This window comes from Kribbella sp. NPDC051936, from assembly GCF_040680955.1.
GTDB lineage: Bacteria > Actinomycetota > Actinomycetes > Propionibacteriales > Kribbellaceae > Kribbella.
In genome coordinates, this window is sequence record NZ_JBFAXS010000001.1 from 388024 (window position 1) to 407460 (window position 19437).

Here is a 19437-nt window from a genome sequence, read left to right on the forward strand (position 1 = left end):
CCGGGTGCGCCCGGTCGCCGGCTGAGGTCCGTTGCAGAGATCGGTCAGGGGTCGGTCAGACCCACTGGGTGGACACGACGAAGCCGACCGCGATCAGGCCCATGCCGATCAGCAGGTTCCAGTTGCCCAGGTCGTCCATCACCGGGATGTCCTGGCCGGCCACATAGAAGACGACCAGCCAGGCGAGTCCGAGCAGCCAGCAGGCCAGCATCAGCGGCGCGACCCACACGCGGCTGGTGGTGCGCGGCTTCTTCGGCGTCTTCTCCGCCTTGACCTTCTCGGTCTTCTTCTTGTTGCGACTGCTCGACTCGGGCACGACTGAACTCCTTGTAAGGACGCATAAGCTGACCGCTGCGGACCTTCTGGGGTCCGGTTCCGGGTTAGCGTAGTGCAGAGAGCAATGTGGAGATCACGGGTGCGTAGGTTGAGGCGGATTTCATTGTGGCGCGCGGGCGCGCCACTGGCGCTGTTGTGCGCCGGTCTGCTGTTCGCGACCAGCGCCACCAACGCCCGGGGCACCGACCTGCGACCCAGCCGTAACACTACGCTCGCGGGCCTTGTGGAGGAACAGAGCCGCCGCAGCGCCAGCCTGGTCCGCCAGCACGCGGCGCTGACCCAGGACATCGAGAAGCTGCAGGCGCAGCAGGGCTCGATCGACCCGGCGCTGGCCAAGCAGCTCAAGGACCTGTCCGACGCCGTCGGCACGACGCCGGTCACCGGCCCGGGGTTGACCGTGACGCTGAAGGACGCGCCGTCCGAGGTGGTCAAGGAGAACCCGGACGTCGACGCCGACTGGCTGGTGATCCACCAGCAGGACATCCAGGCGGTGGTGAACGCGCTCTGGGCCGGCGGTGCGGACGCGATCTCGATCCAGAACCACCGGGTCATCTCGACGACCGGGATCAAGTGCGTCGGCAACTCGGTCGTCCTGCACGGCGTCCCGTACCTCCCGCCGTACAAGATCACCGCGATCGGGGACCGGCGGAAGCTGCAGAAGGCGCTCGACGACTCGCAGTACATCGAGAACCTGCAGGACTACGTGGTGAAGTTCCAGCTCGGGTACGACGTGAAGAACGAGTCGTCGATCTCGATGCCGGCCTACGAGGGCACGCTGGACCTGCAGAGCGCCACGGTTCCAGGCTTCGACCGCACCCCGTCGGCCAGTCCCACGGCCTCGGGCCGATAGCTGTCACAATGGTTCGCATGCCGCGGATCCTTGTCGTCGACAACTACGACTCCTTCGTTTACAACCTGGTGCAGTACCTGCAGCAGTTGCAGGCCGACACCACGGTGCTGCGCAACGACGAAGTCACCCCTGACCAGGTCGGCGAGTACGACGGTGTGCTGCTCTCCCCCGGGCCTGGTACGCCGGAAGAGGCCGGCGCCTGCGTCGACATCGTGAAGGAGAAGGGCAGCGAGGTCCCGATCTTCGGCGTGTGCCTCGGCCTGCAGGCGATCGGTGTGGCGTACGGCGGCGTCGTCGGCCGCGCGGACGAGCTGCTGCACGGGAAGACCAGCCAGGTGTTCCACGAGGGCGCCGGCGTGCTGTCGGGTCTCCCGTCGCCGTTCACCGCGACCCGGTACCACTCGCTGGCGATCGCGCAGGACAGCGTGCCGAACGAGCTTCAGGTGACCGCGCGGACCGAGGCCGGTGTGATCATGGCGGCCCGGCACCGCGACTACCCCGTGGAGGGTGTGCAGTTCCACCCGGAGTCCGTGCTGACCGAGGGGGGCCACCGGATGCTCGCCAACTGGCTCGAGATCTGCGGCGACGAGGGCGCGGTCGCCCGCTCCGCGGGTCTGGCCCCGGTCGTCAGCTGAACCACTGCAACCGAAGAACCCCCGGAGCGACCGCTCCGGGGGTTCTGTCGTTGTGCCGGGTCAGCCGCCGATCGTGATCGGCGGCGTGTTCGGATCCGTCGGGGTGTCCGTCGGCGTCGTCGAGGACGGCGGCGGGGTCGGCTGCTCCTGGTGGTTGTTGATCGTCAGCGTGATCAGCGAACCCTTGGCCGCCTTGGTGCCGCCCTTCACGCTCTGCTGGAGAACCGTCTGGTCCGGCGCGTTCGGGTTGTCGGCCGAGGCGTACCCGACCCGGAAACCGAGATCCTTCAGCGTCTTCGTCGCGTCGTCCTGGGTCTGCGTGATGACATTCGGCACGTCGATGTTCTCGACACCGCTGGACACGGTCAGCGTGAACTCGGTCCCCGACGCGTACGAGCCGTTCGGGTCCGGGTTGATCGCGATGACGACGCCCTTCTTCTGGTCGCTGTCGGCTTCCTTGACGTCGTCGTTGACCTTGAACTTGCCGCTGGACTCCTTGAGCGCCTGCCGCGCCTTCGACTCCGACATGCCGATCACGTTCGGCACCGGGAACGCGCTCCGGCCGGACGAGAACACGACGGTGACGGTCGAGCCCTGCTCGGCCTCGGTGCCTGCCTGCGGGGTCTGCCGGATGGCGGAACCGCGGCCGACCGTGTCGCTGGCCTCCGACGGCCCCTGCGCGAACTTGAGGCCCTTCTCGGACAGCAGCGCCGTCGCGTCGGCGACGGACTTGCCGCTGACGTCCGGCACGGCGACCTTGGCCGGCGGCGTGGCCGTCGTACCGCCGCCGGCGGTGTCGTTCTTGTTCATGTTCGAGAACAGGGCGTAGGCACCGACGGCGACCGCGACGATCGCGAGACCGAGCAGGAAGTACGCCAGGCCGCGGTTGCGGCGGGAGCGCGAGTCCTGCTCCTCGTCCAGGTCGTCGCCGCCCGGGGGCAGCAGGTCGTTCGCGGCGGTCTGCCGGTACTGCTGGGTCGCGGCCGTCGGCGCCAGCGCGGTGGGGGCCATCGAGCGGGTCTCCGCGATCGCGGCCATCGGCGCGGTGACCTGCTGGCCGGCCAGCACCCGGTGGATGTCGGCGCGCATCTCCGAGGCGCTCTGGTACCGCTCCTCGCGGTTCTTCGCGAGCGCCTTCAGGACGACCGCGTCGACCTCCGGCGGGATGTCGGGGTCGAACGACGACGGCGGCAGCGGCTGCTCGCGGACGTGCTGGTAGGCCACCGAGACCGGCGACTCGCCGACGAACGGCGGCCGGCCGGTGAGCAGTTCGTACAGCAGGCAGCCGGTGGAGTACAGGTCGGAGCGGGCGTCCACGGTCTCGCCGCGGGCCTGCTCCGGAGACAGGTACTGCGCGGTGCCGATCACGGCCGCGGTCTGGGTCATCGTGGAGGACGTGTCGGCGACCGCGCGGGCGATACCGAAGTCCATCACCTTGACCTGGCCCTGCGGGGTCAGCATCACGTTCCCGGGCTTGATGTCGCGGTGCACGATGCCGGCCCGGTGGCTGTAGTCGAGTGCCTCGAGCACACCGGAGGTGATCTCCAGCGCCCGCTCCGGCATGATCTTGCGGCCTTCGCGGATCAGGTCCCGCAGGGTCTTGCCGGTGACGAGTTCCATCACGATGTACGGGATGGTGACGCCGGAGCCGTTCGGGTCCGGCTCCTCGCCGGTGTCGTAGACCGAGACGATCGTCGGGTGGTTGAGCGATGCGGCCGACTGCGCCTCGCGGCGGAACCTGGCCTGGAAGGTGGCGTCGCTGGCCAGGTCGATCCGCAGCCGCTTGATCGCGACGCTCCGGCCGAGCCGGTTGTCGACACCCTTGCGGACCTCGGCCATGCCGCCGCGGCCGAGCGGTTCGCCTTCTTCGTACCGGCCGCCGACGAGACGTGCCTGCGATGTCATGACCTCAGCCTTCCAACCTGTCTGCGTTAGACACGAAAACCACACTCAACTTGCCCACGGTAGCGGCCGCCACACGCGGATCCCCGTTGGAAAGACGCGCTGTGATCGCATCATTCCGTATGGTGCTCATTGGCTCAGCACCGCCTCCATCACCTTCTTGGCGATCGGCGCGGCCAGCCGGCCGCCGGCCACATCGTCGCGCGCGACGTCGGCCTTCTCGATCAGCACCGCGACCGCGATCTTCGGGTCGTCGGCGGGCGCGAAGGCGGTGAACCACGCGAACGGCGGGCGGTCCTTCGAGGTCTGCGCCGTACCGGTCTTGCCGGCCACCTGCACGCCGCTGATCGCGCCCGGCTTGCCGGTGCCGTTGGCGACGACGTCGACCATCATCGCGGTCAGTTGGGACGCGACCTGCGGGGTGACCGCCTGGTGCAGCGACTCCGGCTTGGTCTCGGACACCGTCTTCAGGTCCGGGGTCTTCACGTTCTGGACCAGGTACGGCTTCATCACCTCGCCCTTGTTCGCGATCCCGGCCGCCACCATCGCCATCTGCAGCGGGGTGGCCCGGACGTCGAACTGGCCGATCGCGGACTGCGCGGTCTGCGGCTCGTTCGGGTCGCCGGGGAACTGGCTGGTGGCCACGCTCGGCAGCTCGGTCAGCGGCCGGGCGCCGAAGCCGAACTTCGCGGCCTGCTCGCGCAGCGCGTCCGGGCCGAGATCCATACCGACGGTGCCGAACGCGGTGTTGCAGGAATAGCGCAGGGCGACCGTGAGGGTCGCGCTGTTGCTGCCGCCACAGTTCTTGCCGTCTTCGTTGACCAGCGGGACCGTGGTCTGCGGCAGCGGCAGCTCGGCCGGCGAGTTCACCTTGCTCTCCGGCGTGTACTTGCCGCTGGACAGCGCGGCCGCCGCGGTGACCAGCTTGAACGTCGACCCCGGCGGATACAGCTCCTGCACCGCGCGGTTCGACAGCGGCTTGTCCTTGTCGGCGTTCAGGTTCTTCCAGGCCGCGCCGACCTTCTCGCTGTCGTGCGACGCGAGCAGGTTCGGGTCGTACGACGGGCGGCTCGCCATCGCCAGGATCCGCCCGGTCTTCGGCTCGATCGCCACCACCGCGCCGGTCTTCCCGGCCAGACCGCTGTACGCCGCCTGCTGGGCCGCGGCGTTCAGGGTCAAGGTCACGCTGCCGCCCTGCTGCGGCCGGTTGCTGATCACGTCGATGATCCGGCGGAACGCCATCGACGGGTCCGACCCGTTCAGCTCGGCGTTCATCGTCAGCTCGATGCCGCCGCGGCCGAACAGGTACGAGTAGAACCCGGTCACCGGCGCGTAGACCGGGCCGCTGGCGTACGTGCGCTGGTACTTGAACCGGTCGTCGGACGGCTTGCTCTGCGCGACCGGCGTACTGCCGATCAGGATCGGGCCGCGGTTCACCGAGAACTGCGAGTCCCGGACTCGGTTGTTGTCGTTGCGGCCGTTGATCTCGTTCGCCCGGAACGCCTGCAGGTACGTCGAGTTCGCCATCAGCGCGAGCATCAGGATCATCGCCGCCACGGCCAGTCGTCGGATCGCCGAGTTCACTGCTTCTGCACCGCCATTGCGATCGTTTCGTCGGACACGGGAGCGGCCGGGGTCTGCGGGCGCCGGGCCTGGTCGCTGATCCGCAGCAGCAGCGCGATGATCGCCCAGTTGGCGACCAGCGACGTACCGCCGAGGGCCATGAACGGGGTCGCCAGACCGGTCAGCGGGATCAGCCCGGTGACGCCGCCGACGATCACGAACACCTGCAGCGCGAACGACATCGCCAGACCGGTCGCGATCAGCTTGCCGAAGATGTCCCGGCAGCCGAGGGCCGTACGCAGGCCGCGCTCGATGATCAGCGTGTAGACGAGCAGGATCGCGATCAGGCCGGTCAGCCCGAGCTCCTCGGCGAACGAGGAGATGATCATGTCGCTCTGTGAGTACAGCGTGGCCTCCGGGTGGCCCTGCCCGAGGCCGCGGCCGAGGATGCCGCCCCAGGCCTGGCCCATCAGCCCGAGTTTCACCTGACCGCCGTCGATCGCCCACGGGTCGAGCCAGTCGGTGACCCGGCGGTGCACGTGACCGAAGGTCGTGTAGGCGAAGAAGGCGCCGCCGGCGAACAGCAGGCCACCGATGATCAGCCAGCCGGCCCGCTCGGTGGACACGTACAGCAGGAACAGGAACAGGCCGAAGAACAGCAGCGACGAACCGAGGTCGCTCTCGAACACCAGCACGCCCAGGCTGACCGCCCAGGCGATGCCGATCGGCCCCAGGTCGCGGGCCCGCGGCAGGTCGAGCCCGAGGAACCGGTGCCCCGCCAGCGTGAGGACGTCGCGTTTCACCACCAGGTAGCCGGCGAAGAACACGACCAGACAGATCTTCGCGAACTCACCGGGCTGGAAGGACATGCCGGCCAGCCGGATCCAGATCCGGGCGCCGTTCAGGTTCACGCCGAGGCCCGGGATCAGCGGCAGCACCAGGAGCACCAGACCGGCCAGGCCGGCGGTGTAGGTCAGCGCCTGCAGCCGGCGGTGATCCCTGATCACGAGGATGACGACCAGGAACAGCACGATGCCGACCGCGGTCCAGGTGATCTGCTGCGGCGCCGCGGCCGCCTTCGGCGTGTTCCCGCGGGCCTCGGCGACGATGGCCAGGCCGAGGTCGATACGGTGGATCATCGCGACGCCGAGGCCGTTCAGCAGCACGGCGCAGGGCAGCAGCACCGGATCGGCGTACGGCGCCCGGTACCGCAGGGCGAGGTGCGCGATCAGGGCGAGCAGCCCGATCCCGGCGGCGTAGTACCCGGTGCTCGCCGGGACGGCGTTCTGCACGGTGACGCCGATGTTCACGTATGCGCCGACCGAGACCGCGATCGCGATCACGAGCAGCAGCAACTCCACCCCACGTCTGGTCCGCGGGATGATCTGGATGACTGAGGTGGACGCGATACTCATCGGCGTCCTCGCTTCGCTCCGGGCGCCGATGAGGCACGAGTACGCTGTGTTGTCTTGATGCCGTCGCTCCGCTCGGTCATCGGACTCCGTCGCAGTCGTCGGGGTCGACCGGCGTGCTCGGGGACGCCGTACCGGTCGGGGCCGTCGACGCGGGCGGCGAGGAGACCGGCGGCTTCGAGACGGGCGGTTTCGAGACCGGCGTGGAGACCGGGGGCTTCGCCGGCGTGGTCGAGGGCTTGGGGGTCGGCGTCGGCTTGACCTTGGCGGCGCACTCCGCCGCGGTGTGCTGCAGCTCGGCGACGATCGACCGCGCACCGGCCAGGTTGTCCGCCTGGATGTTGCCCTCCACCTGCTCCCGGCTGTACGTCGGGAGCTTGTCGACCTGCAGCGTCTGCCGCTCGTACACCTTCGACAGCGACAGGCCGGGCAGGTCCGCCTCGACGCCCTTGAAGATCGCCACGTAGTCGCCGTCGGTGCCGACGTAGTACTGCTTCTGGGTCCAGCCGTACGCGAACCAGGCGCCGCCGCCGATCAGGCCGAGGATCACGACCAGCACGGCGATCCGCCGCAGCCACGGAAACCGCTTCGGGGGCCGGGGTGCGTACCGCAGCTCCTCCGGGTCGAGCGCCGTGCCGTGACCGCCGTGGCCGCCGCCGTGGCCGTGACCGCCGCCGGCGCGGACCGCGGTCGTCGGCTCACCGCGACCCGTGCTGCCCTGCGCCAGCTCGGCGGCCGCGCCGACCAGCTGCGGCCGGGCACCGCTCGCGGGCTCGGTCTCGACGACGTCCGCGACGACGCAGGTGACGTTGTCGTTCGAGCCGGCCTCGAGCGCGTGCGTGATCAGCTCGACGACGACCGAGTCCGGCGTACCGGAGGCCATCGAGGCGGCGATCGCCTCGTCGCTCACGTAGTCGGGCAGGCCGTCGCTGCACAGCATCAGCCGGTCGCCGGCCCGGACGTCGAGGATCTCCAGGTCCGGGTCGGAGTCCGGGCGGCCGTCGAGGACGCGCAGGATCAGGTTCCGGTGCGGGTGGGTGAAGGCCTCCTCCTGGGAGATCCGGCCCTCGTCGACCAGCGACTGCACGAACGTGTGGTCGTGGCTGAGTTGGTAGAGCTGACCGTCCCGCAAGCGGTACGCCCGGGAGTCGCCCAGGTGCGCCAGGCCGAGTTGCTTGCCGTCGAACATCAGCGCGGTCACGGTAGAGCCCATGCCCTCGCGCTCCGGGTCCTCCTCGACCAGCTCGGACAGCCGCTCGTTGGCCCGGTGCACGGCGCCCGCCAGCGCCTCGATCATGTCCTCGCCGCTGATCTCCGCGGTGTCCAGCCGCCGGATCACCTGGACCGCCGCCGCGCTGGCCACCTCACCGGCCGCCGCACCGCCCATCCCGTCGGCGAGCAGCAGCAGGTGCGGACCGGCGTACGCCGAGTCCTCGTTGTTGCGGCGCACCCGTCCGACGTCGGAGAGGGTTGCGTAGTCGAGCGACAGGGTCATCGAGGCAGGCCTACTTCGCGATGTTCAACGTCGTCCGGCCGATCCGGATCGAACCGCCGATCTCGGCCGGGACCGGGCGGGTGACTCGCTGGCCGTCCAGGTACGTGCCGTTGGTGGAGCCGAGGTCCTCGACCCACCACTGGCCGTCGGACTGGAAGACCCGGGCGTGCCGGGTGGAAGAGTAGTCGTCGTCCAGGCGGATCTGACAGTCCGAACCCCGGCCGATGATCACCGGCTCGTCGGCGAGCGACGCGCCGACCCCGGCCTGCGGGCCGTCCGCGATGGACAGCGAGCCGGGCAGACCCTTGCGCTTCTTGGCCGGTTTCGCGGGTTTCGGCGTCCGGGAGGTCTGCGGTACGACGGCAGCGGCGGCGCGGCTGTCCACCTTCGCGCCGAACAGGTCGGACCTGATCACGGACAGCACCGCGAGGACGAACATCCACAACAGGGCCAGGAACCCCAGTTTGATCAGGGTCAGGGTCAGTTCCGACATGGAAGGTCAGTCACCACCCGCTGCTCGGCGGCTGGGCCATCGGCTCGTCCGCGAGACGCAGCGTCATGGTCGTGTTGCCGATCCGGACCGTCGAACCGTCGACGAGCTCGGCCTCGGTGCTCCGGCGGCCGTTCACCAGGGTGCCGTTGGTGGATCCGAGGTCGACCAGCACGACGCGGATACCGCCCGGGCCTTCCGGCATCAGGCGGATCTCGGCGTGCCGGCGGGAGACGCCCGGGTCGTTGATCTGGATGTCCGCGTCGGTGCCGCGGCCGAGCACCACGCCGGGCGGGTTGACCGGGCGGCGGCGGCCGTTCACCTCGAGCATGACCTGCGGGTGCCCACCGCGGCGCGGGGCTGGTTGCTGCGGGGGCTGCTGGTACTGCTGCGGCGGCGGCGGGGTCTGCACGACCGGCTCGTTCGGCGGCACGTAGGGCTCCTGCTGATAGGGCTGGGGCTCGTAGGACGGGCGCCGCTGGGGCGTCCCGACCGTGGCGCTGACCACCCGGAACTTACCGGTCGGCAGCTCATCCTGCTGGACCAGCTCGATGTCGATGGGCCCGGAGAACGTGTAGCGCTGGATGTCGGCGTGGTCCCGCAGCTCGTTGGCGAGCTCGTGGTTGAGGGTCCGGCCGTACGCGTTCAGCCGCTCGAAGTCGTCCGGGCCCAGCTCGATGGTGAAGTGGTTCGGCACCAGCCGACGGTCCCGGGACAGGATCCGCGCGGTGTTGTCGATCTCACGCTTGAGGGCGGCCGCCAGCTCGATCGGCTCGACGTCACCCTTGAAAGCGCGCGCGAAGACACCGCTCACAATGCCTTCCAGTCGTCGCTCGAAGCGCTGCAGCGGTCGCACGCCTCCTCCTCCATGGTCGGTACGTCGGACGTCGTCCACCGGCACGGCGGACACACCGGGTACGACGATCGATCGTATCGGGAGGTTCGACCCAACCCGCAATGTGAAGCTCGAGCAGAACCCGTGCTACTGTTTCTCCTCGTCGCCAGGAGATCATCTCAGGCGGCAGCGCGCGGGTGGCGGAATAGGCAGACGCGCACGGTTCAGGTCCGTGTGCCCGAAAGGGCGTGGGGGTTCAACTCCCCCCTCGCGCACAACGAAAGTCCCGGTCGAGTCGACCGGGACTTTTTCGTTGCCGGGCGCTCCGGCGAGAGCGATGTCACTCTCCGGCCGTCCGGCGGATGAGCGGAGCGCGGAGTTCGAGGGCCGTGCCGCGTACCCCATTGGGGCTGAGCTCGAGCGAGCCGCCCAGGGCAGCGGCCCGATCCTGGAGGTTGCGCAGTCCGCTGCGCCGGATGCCGCTGCCGATACCGACGCCGTCGTCGGCGACCCGCATGGTCACGTGCGTGGCGGTGACCTCGATGTCGATCCGTACGGTCGCGGCGCGGGCATGACGAACGACGTTGGACAGCGCTTCCCTGAGGACCGCCAGCAGGTGCCGGCCGGTCTCGGGCCGGACACCGACGTCGAGCGTCCCCCGGACGGCACAGACAGGCCGGAACCCGAGCGCGGCCGTGTACTCGTCGACGAGCGCCTCGACCGCGGACCGCAGTGAGCCGCGGCCGGTCGCGTGGCGTTGTTCGAAGATCGTGTCCCGCACCTCGCGGATCGTCAGGTCGATGTCGTCGACCGAGCGCGCGACCTGTTCGGCCTCCGCAGGCGGGAGCAGCCGCTGCAGGCCCTGGAGTTGGAGCCCGATGCCGAAGAGCCGGTCGATGACCGAGGCGTGCAGGTCCTTGGCCAGCCGGTCGCGATCCGCCAGCACGGTGAGCATCGAGCGGTCCGCCTGGGCCACCGCGCGGTCGAGCGCCAGGGTGGTCTGGTTCGCGAACATCGTCAGCAGGTCGGTGCCCGGAGTGACGCCGAGCACGATGCCCTGGGCGGCCGCGACCACCAGGAAGCCGCCGGCGTGGTCGCTGCCCGCCGGGAGCGGCGCGATGATCGTGCGCCCGAGTTCCTTGACCTCGGGCAGCAGCGGCAACCGGCCACGGTCCGCGATCACCTGCGCCAGGTCGTCGATCACGGTGCGGTCCTTGCCGTTCATCATGCCCGCGATCGCCGAGGCGGTGCCCGGGAGCCGCCGGCCCACGTAGTGACCGAAGGACGACGGGCCGTCGAGCGCCCTGACGATCAGGTCGTCGTCCTCGGTCACCAGGATCGCTCCGACCAGCGAGCACGAAACCTCCCGGGCCTTCCGCACGATCAGCCGCAGGGTGTCCTCGGGATCGGCGTCGTCGAGCAGCACCTGGATGATCTGCGCGGTGGCCTCGTGCCAGCGTTGACGGCGGTCGGCATCGGTGTAGAGGCGCGCGTTGTCGATCACCGCGCCGGCCGCCGTGGCCAGCGCGAGGACGGTGCTTTCGTCGTTCTCCGAGAAGTCCGAGCCGTCGGTCTTCTCGGTCAGGTAGAGCTGTCCGTAGGTGCGGCCGCGGCTGCGGATCGGGACGCCGAGGAAACTGCGCATCGGGGGGTGACCGGCCGGGAGGCCGGACGAGCGCGGGTGCTGGGTCAGGTTCTTGAGCCGCACCGGCTCCGGGCGCTCGATGAGCAGGCCGAGGATCCCGTGCCCTTGCGGGTACGGCCCGATCGCGGCGATCTCGTCCGTGTCGACGCCGAAGGTGACCAACCGGGACAGGGTCCGGCCGTCCGGGCCGATCACACCGAGCGCGCCGTACCTGGCCTTGGCCAGCGTGCACGCGGCTCCGACGATGCGCTTGAGCGTGCTGGTGAGATCCAGGTCGGCGCCGAGGCCGACCACGGCGTCCAGCAGCTCACGCAGGCGCTCCTGGGCGTCAAGGATCTCGTCGACGCGGCCGATCAGCTCCTGCAGCAGCGAGTCCAGCCGGACGCGCGACAGAGCGTCGGCTTCGAGAGCGCCGGCGTCCCACAGGACAGCCGGCTTCTTCATCGGCGTCGCCACGTGAGCACGCGCCTCCCCGGACCGGACTCGGTACCGGGGTCCAGGGCACCCTTCAGCACCTTCACCATAGTCTTCTGCGGCCCGGGTCTGCCAGGGAGCAGATATCCGACGGCCGGATGAGACGTTGCCTCGGTCCTCGGGCGGACGGCTGGTGAGGCCGGCTGCTGTCAGAGTGCCGGCATGGAGCAAGCGCTGGAGCTCATGGGGCTCACCAAGGTGTTCGGGGAGCAGCGGGCTGTCGACGGGGTGAGTCTGACGGTGCCGGCCGGGTCGTTCTTCGGGGTGCTGGGGCCGAACGGGGCCGGCAAGACGACGTCGCTGTCGATGGCGGTCGGGTTGCTCCGGCCGGACGGCGGTACGGCGCGGATCTTCGGGGTGGACGTGTGGCGGGAGCCGACGCGCGCCAAGGCGCTGGTCGGGGTGCTGCCCGACGGGCTCGGCATGCCGGAGCGGTTGACCGGGCGGGAGGTCCTGACGTACCTCGGCCTGCTGCGTGGACTGCCGGAGGATGAGGTGAAGGCGCGGGCCGGTGAGCTGCTGGAGGTGCTCGAGCTCGACCATGAGGACGACAAGCAGGTGATCGGCTACTCGACCGGGATGCGGAAGAAGCTCGGCCTGGCGGTCGCGTTGCTGCACGCGCCGCGGCTGCTGGTGCTGGACGAGCCGTTCGAGGCCGTCGACCCGGTGTCGGCCGCGACCATCCGGACCATCCTGCACCGGTTCATCGCGGGCGGCGGGTCGGTGGTGATGTCGAGCCACGTGATGGCGCTGGTCGAGCAGCTGTGTGACCGCGTCGCGGTGGTCGCCGACGGGAAGGTCGTTGCCGCGGGCACCGTCGCGGAGGTCCAGGCGGGCGGCAGTCTGGAGGACGCCTTCGTGTCGCTCGTCGGTGCGTCGACCCGGGGTGCCGAGGGGCTGACGTGGCTCTCGCACTGACGTACGGGACGTCCCGCACGCTGGTGCGGATGCGGCTGGCCGCGTTCCGGCACGCGTTCGAGGACCAGTTCCGGCGCTCGTGGATCGTCACCGGCGGGTTCGTCGGCCTGGCGCTCGCGGTCGGCACGCTCTGGGTGGCGGCGCGGGGCGATCACGACACCCTGGTCGTCGTCCTCGGCCTGTGGATGCTCGGGTGGGTGGTCGGTCCGCTCTTCGCCGGTGGCGGCGACGAGACGCTCAAGCCCGAGTACTTCACGATGATGCCGTTGCCTCCGCGCACGCTCTCCACCGGATTGCTGGTGGCAGCGCTGGCTGGTGTCGCACCGGCCATCAGCCTGATCGCCCTGCTCAGCCTGGTGGTTGCGAGCGGCGGTGTCGTCGCTGGACTCGTTGCTGTGCCCGCACTGGTGCTGCAGCTGCTCTGCTTCGTCCTGGCGTCGCGTCTGGCCGTTGCGGTGTACGGCGTGCTGTTGCAGGTGCGGGCCGGTGCGGTGATCGCGGCGCTGGTCAATGCGTTCATCCTGGCCTTCACCGCGCAGGGGTGGGCGCTGATCGTCGCTTTCGTGTCGACCGACGTCCAGGGTGCGTTCGCGACGGCTGCGCGGATCGCTCCGTCGGGGTGGGGTCTTGTGGCGGTGGAGTCTGCTGGTCGGGGCGAATGGCTGCAGGCAGTTGGGCTGCTCCTCGGCCTCGCAGTGCTTGCGCTGGCGATGCTCGTGGCGTGGTCCGCCCTGCTGGTACGACGTACGACGGTCAGCTTCACCGGCCGGAAGCCGAGGCGGGTGCTGACGGCCAGGTCGCCCGAAGGAGCCGCGGCTGCCAAAGAACTGCGGTCGTGGACGCGTGACCTGCTGTACGGGCACCGGGCCGTCTTTGCGATCGCCTACGGGCTGTTCTTCTGCCTGATGCCGTTGGCGATCGGGTTGAAATCGATGCTGCCGTGGGCCGGTCCGGCCGCAGTGGTGATGGCAGGCTCGATGGCTGCCAACTTGTACGGCGCTGACGGTACTGCGTTCTGGACCACGCTGATGACGCCTGGCTCCAGCCGGCCGGACGTACGGGCGCGGCAGCGAGCGTTCCTGCTCGTCTTCGGGCCGTCGACGCTGCTGATCACTCTTGTGCTGACGTGGTGGGCGGGCGTGACCAGTGCATGGCCCTTGGTTCTCAGCGTGCTACCGGCTCTGCTCGGAGGTGCGGCCGGTCTGGTGGTGGCGTGCTCGGTGTACGCCGCGGTGCCGACGACTGATGCGCACAAGCGGTCCGGCAATCCGCTCAACTCGGGTGAGAACGAGGGTGAGACGATGGGCATCGTCTACGTGATGCTCGTGCTGGTCGCGACGACCTGTGCCCCGGCGCTCGTCGTGGCGCTCTACACCGGCTGGTGGGGCGTGCCGGTCGGCGTCGCGTCCGGCGTACTGGCTTGGTGGTACTTCGGGCGCGCGGCGGCCCGGCGTCTCGACGTACGAGGCCCTGAGCTCCTCACGCTGCTCAGGCACGGCCGGTCGCCCGCGGAGCAGGCCAAGAAGACCGCGGGGCTCGACGCGCTGCCCAGGTGGCGGCGTACGCTGGCCGGCTTCTGCCTCGGGTTCGGGGCGATCCCGTTGTTCCCGCAGGCCCTCGTACCGGCGATCTTCAAACTGACCGGCAAGGACGACACCAAGTCGTGGTTCCTGGCGCTCTACCAGGACGGGCTGTGGCAGTGGGTCGTGATCGCGGTGATGGCCGTGCTCGGCTTGTCGATGTACGGGTTCGGCGGGCTTACCTACTACCGCGCGAGGAAGCGCGCTCCGGGTGCGTCGGTCGTGGCAGCCGCAGAGTAGGCGCGCCGCGGTGCCTGGCGGTCGGGGCGACCGCGCGGTAGTTGCGGAGCATCCAGATCGCGACGGCGGCCGCGGCGATCAGGCCGGCGATACCGGCGTAGTCGGTGAAGCTCATCATGGGTCTCTTCTCCAGGGCGGTTGCCTCGGCGGCGGCGAGTTCCGCTGGCGTCTGACCGGAAAGTGACGGGCGCTCACCCGGCCTCTGATGACACCCAGGTGCCATGGCTCGACAGTGCCAATAGGAAAGCGCTCGCTTCCGGATTGCGAAGCCTGATTAGGTGGTGGCCGGAGGTGGGGTGGATGCCGGACGGTCCGTTGCTGGACGAACGCGAGGAGCAGGCCTACCGGCTGCTCGTCGGACTGGCGGCGGCCAGGGCCGGTGACCTTGCCGAGGTCGCCAAACTGCCGCAGCAGGAGGCCGACGAGGTGCTGCAGCGATTGCAGGCCAAGGGACTTGTGACGGTGCAGTCGGCCGACGATCCGGTGTTCCGGCCGTTGCCGCCGGATGTGGCTTTCGGCACGACGCTGCTGCGGCGCCAGGAGTCGCTCGAGGCGGCCCGGAAGACCGTGGCCGCGCTCAGCGAGGAGTTCCGGGCCAGCGCGAGCCGGCGCGACGCGCACCACCTGGTCGAGGTGATCGTCGGCGCCACCACGCTCCGCGAACGGCTGCGCGACCTGCAGAACGCGGCCCGCGAAGAGATCCTCTGGTTCTGCCGCGCGAACCCGCTCGCGATGCAGGGCGCCGACAACACCGAGGAGTACGGCGCGCTGTCCCGCGGGGTCCGGTACCGGGCGATCTACGAGCGCGCGCTGATCGAGACGCCCGGTGAGCTGGACTCGATCGCGGAGGGGGTCAGCTGGGGCGAGGAGGCGCGGGTGGTGCCGACGCTCCCGGTCCGGATCGCGATCGTGGACCGGTCGACGGCGATCTGCCCGCTGGTCCGCGACGACGAGCAGAGCATCGGGGAACCGTCCGCCGCGATCATCAGCCGCGGCCAGTTGCTGGACGCGCTGCTGGCGCTGTTCGAGAGCTACTGGGAACTGGGGACACCGGTCCGCCTGCAGCCCGAGGAGGCTGTCGAGCCGGAAGGGCTGGACGACTCCGAGCGGTTGCTGCTTTCCCTGTTGGTCGGCGGCGTACCGGACAAGTCGATCGCCAACCAGTTGGGGATCAGCCGGCGGACCGTCCAGCGGCGGCTCGACCGCCTGATGGCCCTGGCAGGTGTCGACACCAGGACCGGCCTGGCATTCCAGGCGGCCAAGCGCGACTGGCTGTAGGCCACGCGGGCCGGCGGCGGACAGGGAACCGCCGCCGGCCCGTGTGAGTCAGCGGACGCCGTAGGCGCGGATGACCGTTTGGGTGACCTTGGCGCCGTTCGGGGCGGTGGCTGCGACCTTCAGCGACACGGTGTCGTGGGCGTTCGGGACCACGGCCAGGTAGTGGCCGACGGCACCGATCACCGCGAGCCGCGTCCAGGTCTTGCCCTCGTCGAACGAGGCCCAGGCCTGCAGCGCAGTCGCCCGCGGCGACTCGAGGCCGACGACGTGCGTCCGGGCGCCGACCCGGCCGGTCAGGTCGACCGGGACCTTGTAGTCGATCTGCTGCAGTGCGAGCGGCACCGCCTTGTCCTCGGCCTGCTTGGCCGAGCGGAACTCCCACGAGGTCTGCGTCCGGGTACCCCAGTTCCACTCGCCCTCGCTGTCGATCCGCTCGGTCGAGAGGTCGAGCTTGTACGCCGCGTCCGCGCTGGAGGTGATCACGTCCTCCCACGCGTCCGGCAGTTCGGCGATGACCTGACCGTTGCGCGACAGCGTCGCCGACGCCGACGTGGTCTCACCGATCGTGTAGTGCCCGGCCGCGTCGACGAACGCCGGGATGCGGAGCGACAGCCGGTCCCCGGTGCGGGTGGACTGCACGCCAGGCGCTGCCGCGGGCCGTACGACCGGACCGAACCACGTCTCGTCCGACACACCGGTCCGGTAGCTGCGCGGTACGGACGTCATACCGCCGGCCAGCGGGTTCATCGTGTCCCACGTGTAGAGGTGGTGCACGCGGTGCTGCCAGAGCGAGTCACCCGATGTCACCCACTCCTCCCGGACCTTCGGCGTCTCGACGAACCGCTGGGAGTCGTTCCACGCGTACTCCTGCCACGGCCGCCACCCGAACCGCTGCTCCTTGGCCCAGTTGAACCCGCCGTTGTCGGCGTACCGCGTGGTGATCCGGGCGCTGTTCGCCGTCGTCACCTTGTAGGTGATCTTCGCCGGGATGAACCCCGTCGAGACCTGCTGTACGTCGTACAGGTACGGGCTGGACGTGGTGAGCGTGAGGTCGATCGTGGCACGGCCCTGACGCGCACGGGCGAGAAGCTTCTGACCGTCGTTGTACGTCGTCACCATGGCCGGGATCGGCTCGCGGTCGCCGACCGGGCGCCAGACCGTCCATGCGGACCAGTCGGCCGGCCGGACCAGGATCACCGCGGCGGCACCGGCCTTCGCGGCCCCCTCGATCTGGTCCCCTTCGCTGCCGTTCCCCCAACCGTCCTCGCTGGAGTCCAGGACCGCGACAGCGCCCTTCACGCCCTGCAGCGACGAGTCGGCGTACACCAGCGGAAACCGCTTCTTGCCCTCGTACGACGGCGACTGGTGCAGCAGGTTGATGTCCAAGGGCCCGGGCACGCCCTGCACCGACGCCTGGACCAGGGGTGCGACGAGTTGCCAGCGGGACGAGAACTCGAAGCTGCCGTCCGTGACCGGCTTCGTCGGGGTCACGTTGACCTGCTTGACGGTGCTGAAGTGCATGACACCGTGGCTGATCGAGCGGCCGTTGCCGTACTCACGGTGCACGTAGTAGCTCAGGATCGCCTGCTGTTCCGACGGCTTCGGAGTCTCGATCGTGATCGGGACCGCCTTCCGCGCGTCGATGACGATCTCGGTGTCCTTGCTGACCACGATGTTCGGGTCGGTGAACAGGCTGACCTGCTCGTCCTGCGGGTCGTAGTTCTCCACCAGCGAGTGCAGCAGGTAGGTGCCCTCCTCGACCTCGGCGGTGAACGTCTCGCCGTCCCCGATCCAGGCCAGGACGTCGGAGCGCGAGTTGTCGCCGTACAGCGAGATCACCGGGACGCCGGTGGGCTGACCGTCGAGGCCGACCGCGCGCAGCGTCACCTTGTGCTTGGGGCCGGCCCGGAGCGCGCCGACCGCGGTGTGGGTGACGACGCCGTCGGCGCCGGTGGCGACGATCCAGCCGCTGTACTGCCCGCGGCCGAGCTTGGCCGGGTCCAGCGTCAGCGGTACGTCGGCGGTGCCGTTCGCCGGGACCGTGACGGTCGCAGGCAGGCCGAAGCCGTCGGTCTCGGGCTGCTTGTCGTCGAGGTTGGTGACCTGGACGGAGAGGTTCAGCGTGACCGCGGCGGCGGAGTCGTTGCGGTAGGTGATGGTCCGGGTGCCCGCGTCCGCGGTGTCCACGCCGAAGTCGGCGACGCCGCTGGCGGTCACCTTCTGCGCGACCGCCCGGGTCAGGTCGACGCGACCGGAGCCCTGCTGGTACACGGTCTGGTCCGGCTGCGTCTTCGCGGTGCTGACCAGCGCGTTCTTCAGCTGGTCGGCCTTCCAGTCCGGGTGCTGCTGCGCGAGCAGCGCCGCCGCGCCGGCGACGTGCGGCGTCGCCATCGACGTACCCGACGCGGAGGTGTAGAGGTCGTCGACCGGGCCGCCCATCGCCGTTCCGGTCGCGCGGGCGGCGATGATGCCGACGCCGGGCGCGGTGATCTCGGGCTTCACGCCGGCGTCACCGAGCCGCGGTCCGCGGCTGGAGAAGTCGGCGAGCTTGTCCTCGCGGTCGACGGCGCCGACGGTCAGCGCGGACGCCGCGGCGCCCGGCGTACCGACCGACTCGTCCTGGCCGTCGTTGCCGGCCGCGACCACGAACAGGGTCCCGGTCTGGGCAGTGATGTCGTCGACCGCTTGGCTGAGCGGGTCGGTGCCGTCGGTGGGGCCACCGCCGAGGCTCATGTTGACGACCTTCGCGCCCTCGGCCGCGGCCCACTCCATCCCGGCGATGATCCAGGAGTCGTAGCCGTATCCGTCGTCGTTCAGCACCTTGCCGACCAGCAGGTCGGCCTTCGGCGCGACGCCCTTGCGGGTACCGCCGGCGCCCGCACCGGTGCCGGCGATGGTCGCGGCGACGTGCGTGCCGTGACCGAAGTGGTCCTCGGTGCCGGTCGCGCTGCCGGAGAAGTCCTGGCTCTGTTTGACCTTGCCGTCCAGGTCCGGGTGCGTCGCGTCGACGCCGGTGTCCAGGACGGCGACCTGGACGCCGGAGCCCTCGTACCCGGCCTTCCAGGCGTCCGGGGCGCCGATCTGCGGCACGCTCTTGTCGAGCACCGGACGCACCTTGCCGTCCAGCCAGATCTTGGTCACGCCGCTGTTCAGCGACCGGGCACCCACTGACGGCTTCAGCGATTTCCACAGCTCCGGCAGCTGGTCCTTCGCCGCGGACAGCGCGCGGCCGCCGATCGAGGGCAGCTGCCGCGTGGTCGTCGTACCGGCGAGGCTCTGCGCGGCGCGGGCGCCGGGCGTGTCCTTGACGATCAGCGGGAGGCTGGAGGCCGCACCGTACCCGTCGGCGATCAGTTCGTCGACGTCGAACAGGTCCACGTCCAGGACGCCGGAGGACACGAACGGTACGGCGTCGCTCGGTAGCACGCGCAGCCCGCCGTCGGCCTCGACGGTGTGGAACGAGACGCCTTCGCGGCCGGCCGCCGGCCGGACCGTGGCGGCCTTCTTGCCGCCGCCGGCGTCGGTCACTTCGACCACGTCACCGGTGATCAGGGTGACCGCGGACGTCGTGACCGCGGTGGACCCGGAGGGAGGGGCGGCGGCGGACGGGATCACCGTCGCCGCGCCGAGTGCGAGGACCGCCGCGGTGGTGAGCGCGGCGGCACGTCGGGGGGAGGACATAGGCGGGATTCTCCTTCGAGAGGCTTGGGGCAGGCGCACCTCTTCTTCCGACAGAGTTTGCAATCCCGTCACAGCGATCCGCCCTGTCCAGCGCTGCCGTCCC

General features: G+C 70.0%; 14 protein-coding genes and 1 tRNA gene. 6 read left to right on the forward strand and 9 right to left on the reverse strand.

The annotated features are described in order from the left end of the window. Positions 1-55: 55 nt before the first annotated feature. Positions 56-316 carry a cell division protein CrgA gene (locus AB0L64_RS02045; RefSeq protein WP_355475546.1) on the reverse strand — a complete coding sequence of 87 codons (261 nt, stop codon included), beginning with the start codon at positions 314-316 and terminating at the stop codon, positions 56-58. A gap of 99 nt (positions 317-415) precedes the next feature. On the opposite strand from AB0L64_RS02045, the gene AB0L64_RS02050 reads away from it, so the two are divergent. Together AB0L64_RS02050 and AB0L64_RS02055 are read left to right on the forward strand one after the other, a co-directional pair. Continuing rightward, the gene (locus tag AB0L64_RS02050; RefSeq protein ID WP_359934820.1) at positions 416-1186 is read left to right on the forward strand and encodes a DUF881 domain-containing protein; all 771 of its coding nucleotides are present in this window, start codon (positions 416-418) and stop codon (positions 1184-1186) included. Positions 1187-1203: 17 nt separating this feature from the next. Further along, entirely contained in the window at positions 1204-1821 is a 618-nt protein-coding gene (locus AB0L64_RS02055; RefSeq protein WP_359934818.1) for an aminodeoxychorismate/anthranilate synthase component II, read from the forward strand. Between the two features lie 60 nt (positions 1822-1881). Here AB0L64_RS02055 and pknB read toward each other — a convergent pair whose 3' ends face one another. From pknB to AB0L64_RS02085, 6 genes are all read right to left on the reverse strand, one after another. Then, complete coding sequence (gene pknB, locus AB0L64_RS02060; protein WP_363706772.1) at positions 1882-3726, reverse strand: Stk1 family PASTA domain-containing Ser/Thr kinase; 1845 nt, start codon at positions 3724-3726, stop codon at positions 1882-1884. 126 nt (positions 3727-3852) lie between these two features. Continuing rightward, positions 3853-5307, reverse strand: coding sequence for a penicillin-binding transpeptidase domain-containing protein (locus AB0L64_RS02065; RefSeq protein ID WP_363706774.1), 1455 nt, complete (start codon positions 5305-5307; stop codon positions 3853-3855). Beyond that, a complete protein-coding gene (locus AB0L64_RS02070) occupies positions 5304-6701 on the reverse strand; it encodes an FtsW/RodA/SpoVE family cell cycle protein (protein ID WP_363706776.1) in 1398 nt (465 codons plus the stop codon). The genes AB0L64_RS02065 and AB0L64_RS02070 overlap by 4 nt, the downstream gene beginning before the upstream one ends. A gap of 76 nt (positions 6702-6777) precedes the next feature. Continuing rightward, positions 6778-8193, reverse strand: a complete 1416-nt coding sequence (locus tag AB0L64_RS02075; RefSeq protein ID WP_363706778.1) for a protein phosphatase 2C domain-containing protein — start codon at positions 8191-8193, stop codon at positions 6778-6780. Between the two features lie 10 nt (positions 8194-8203). Next, positions 8204-8686, reverse strand: a complete 483-nt coding sequence (locus AB0L64_RS02080) for an FHA domain-containing protein (RefSeq protein WP_359934808.1) — start codon at positions 8684-8686, stop codon at positions 8204-8206. A gap of 10 nt (positions 8687-8696) precedes the next feature. Beyond that, positions 8697-9539, reverse strand: a complete 843-nt coding sequence (locus AB0L64_RS02085) for a DUF3662 and FHA domain-containing protein (RefSeq protein WP_359934806.1) — start codon at positions 9537-9539, stop codon at positions 8697-8699. 170 nt (positions 9540-9709) lie between these two features. Here AB0L64_RS02085 and AB0L64_RS02090 point away from each other — a divergent pair. Beyond that, positions 9710-9793 (forward strand) — tRNA-Leu (locus AB0L64_RS02090). Positions 9794-9858: 65 nt separating this feature from the next. Here the strand turns inward: AB0L64_RS02090 and AB0L64_RS02095 are convergent. Beyond that, positions 9859-11607 carry a GAF domain-containing protein gene (locus tag AB0L64_RS02095; protein ID WP_363706781.1) on the reverse strand — a complete coding sequence of 583 codons (1749 nt, stop codon included), beginning with the start codon at positions 11605-11607 and terminating at the stop codon, positions 9859-9861. A gap of 192 nt (positions 11608-11799) precedes the next feature. On the opposite strand from AB0L64_RS02095, the gene AB0L64_RS02100 reads away from it, so the two are divergent. From AB0L64_RS02100 to AB0L64_RS02110, 3 genes are all read left to right on the forward strand, one after another. After that, positions 11800-12555: an ABC transporter ATP-binding protein gene (locus AB0L64_RS02100; RefSeq protein WP_363706783.1), complete on the forward strand. Its 756-nt coding sequence runs from the start codon at positions 11800-11802 to the stop codon at positions 12553-12555. After that, complete coding sequence (locus AB0L64_RS02105; RefSeq protein ID WP_363706785.1) at positions 12540-14375, forward strand: hypothetical protein; 1836 nt, start codon at positions 12540-12542, stop codon at positions 14373-14375. The genes AB0L64_RS02100 and AB0L64_RS02105 overlap by 16 nt, the downstream gene beginning before the upstream one ends. A 300-nt stretch (positions 14376-14675) precedes the next feature. Continuing rightward, positions 14676-15653: a helix-turn-helix domain-containing protein gene (locus tag AB0L64_RS02110; protein ID WP_363706787.1), complete on the forward strand. Its 978-nt coding sequence runs from the start codon at positions 14676-14678 to the stop codon at positions 15651-15653. A gap of 48 nt (positions 15654-15701) precedes the next feature. Here AB0L64_RS02110 and AB0L64_RS02115 read toward each other — a convergent pair whose 3' ends face one another. After that, positions 15702-19334 carry a S8 family serine peptidase gene (locus AB0L64_RS02115; RefSeq protein ID WP_363706789.1) on the reverse strand — a complete coding sequence of 1211 codons (3633 nt, stop codon included), beginning with the start codon at positions 19332-19334 and terminating at the stop codon, positions 15702-15704. Between the last annotated feature and the right edge of the window lie 103 nt (positions 19335-19437).